Below are 2,169 nucleotides of genomic sequence, written 5' to 3'. Positions count from 1 at the left end.
CGCCGGATCGGCCACCTCCCAGCCGTCGTCCTCGTCGTCGTCGCCCGCGGCCTGCACCCAACGGCTGTTCTGGCGCGCATGGCTCAGCACGAGGTTGCGGGCCACGCCGTACAGGAAATTGGCGAGCATGCCTTTCAACGGATCGAAGCCATAAATGTCGTTCAGGAGGCCCATGAACACGTCCTGCACGACGTCCGCCGCCACGTCCGGCGCGCCGCTGTGCAGCAGCGCGAAACTGTACAAGCCGCTGCGGTGGCGCCGGTACAGGGTCTGGAATGCGGCCTCGTCGCCCTGCCGGATCGCGCGCAGCAGTTGTAAGTCGTCGGTCTCGTTCACGTCGGGTTCGTTCGTTCTTTTCTTTTATTTGAACGGGGCGCGGGAAAAGTTCCAGAATATTTACAGGAAATGAAAATGTAGTATTGCTACTGTTTACTAAGCGATAATTTTGTAGTTCAATAACAAAAAACAACACCAAGGATGCCCAGATGCACATCGCCCGCGACGCCGATCCCGCCCTGCTCCCCGCTCTCGCCGCCGGCGGCGTGCGCTTCGTCTTCGATGGCCCGTCAGACTTGCGCACCGTCGCGCTGGCCGGCACCTTCAACAGCTGGGTGGGCGATGCCTGCATGCTCGAACGCGTGACGCCGACCCGCTGGACCTGCACCCTGCCGCTGCCGCCCGGCCGCCACCTGTACAAATTCGTGCTGGACGATACGCACTGGATCGCCGATCCCGCCAACCCGTGGATGTCCGAAGATGGCCAGGGCAATTCCTGCGTCACCGTCTGCCTGGACGGCACCGTGTTCCTGCGCCGGCGCGGCCTGCGTGCGGAAGCGCCGGGCGCGCTGTACCGGAATCATCAAGCGTTGACGAGCCCCGCGTGGCTGCCCGACGCCGTCGTCTACCAGTTGTCGGTACGCGCGTTCGGCGGCGACTTCGACGGCGTGCGTGCGCGCCTCGGCCACCTTGCCGACCTGGGCGTGAACACGATCTGGATGATGCCGATCCAACCGATCGGCGTGGCCGGCCGGCGCGGCACCCTGGGCGACCCGTACGCGGTGCGCGACTTCGAGGCCATCGACCCGGCACTCGGCGACGAAGACGGCCTGCGGCGGCTGGTGGACGCGATCCACGCGCGCGGCATGCGCATCGTGTTCGACTGGACGCTGAACCGCAGCAGCGTCGACCATCCGCTGACGGTGACTCACCCCGGCTGGTTCCAGCGCGACCGCGCCGGCAAGGTGATGTATGCCGTGCCGCACCGCGAGTATTTCGCCGGCTTCGATTTCAGCAATCGCGAGCTGCGCCGCTACCTGGTCGATGCGATGTGCCGCTGGGTCGAACGCTTCGGCCTGGACGGCATGCGCTTCGACGATTCCGACATCACGCCGACGGATTTCCTGGACGAGATCCGCGCCGCGCTGGCCGCGGTGAAGCCCGACATCGCACTGGTCTCGCAGGCCTACGACGAATTCCACCACCTCGCGGCCTGCGACCTCACCTACGAAGGCGGCACGCGCGAGATGCTGCGCCGCGTGGCGCACGGGGAAGCGGGCGCGCGCGAATTCGCGCAGTACTGGAACGAATCGACGTACGGCTTCCCGCGCGGCGCGCTGCGCCTGCGCTGGCTGGAAGACAAGGAACAGCCGCGCGCCGACGCCGTGTTCGGCCACGACGCGCACCTGGCCGCGGCATGCGTGCTGCTGACGATGGATGGCGTGCCGCACATCCTGATGGGCCAGGAATTCGGAGACAGCGGCTGGCGCGACTGGACCGTGTTGTTCGACGACTGGCGCCTCGACTGGTCGAGGTTCGACCACGCCGCATTCGCCCACTTCAGCGCCCTGGTCAAGCTGCGCCGGCGCCACCCTGCCCTGCGCCGCGGCGCGACCGTCTTCATCGACGGCTTGCCGGACGGCGTGATCGGCATGGTGCGCAGCCTGGACGGCGAGCGCATTGGCGTCTATGCGAACCTGGCGCCGACGACGGCCGCCCTGCCGGACGGCATGGGCGTGCCGCTGTACGCCCGCGGCTGGGACCAGGACGCCGGCCGCCGGGATGCCCACCGCTGCCGCGTCGCGCCCCGGCGCGGCTCGGTTTGACTTTCGGCGCCCGCGGCGGCCGCCCCGCGGGGTCCCCCCCCCCCAACCGCCCCCCCCCAACCCGGGA

2 protein-coding genes are annotated in these 2,169 nt (G+C 68.0%); one reads left to right on the top strand and one right to left on the bottom strand.

The annotated features are described in order from the left end of the window. Window positions 1-336 (bottom strand): RNA polymerase sigma factor (locus ACEN88_RS29825; protein ID WP_413345523.1); only part of this gene is annotated, 336 nt, incomplete at its 3' end. A 149-nt stretch (window positions 337-485) separates the two neighbouring features. Here ACEN88_RS29825 and ACEN88_RS29820 point away from each other — a divergent pair. Continuing rightward, complete coding sequence (locus tag ACEN88_RS29820) at window positions 486-2,102, top strand: alpha-amylase family glycosyl hydrolase (protein ID WP_413345521.1); 1,617 nt, start codon at window positions 486-488, stop codon at window positions 2,100-2,102. Window positions 2,103-2,169: the final 67 nt, after the last annotated feature.

This window comes from Massilia sp. CT11-108, assembly GCF_047302915.1.
Classification (GTDB): Bacteria; Pseudomonadota; Gammaproteobacteria; order Burkholderiales; family Burkholderiaceae_D; genus Telluria; species Telluria orientalis.
Note: the sequence above shows the minus strand (reverse complement) of the source record. Positions and strands in the feature narration are given on the sequence as shown.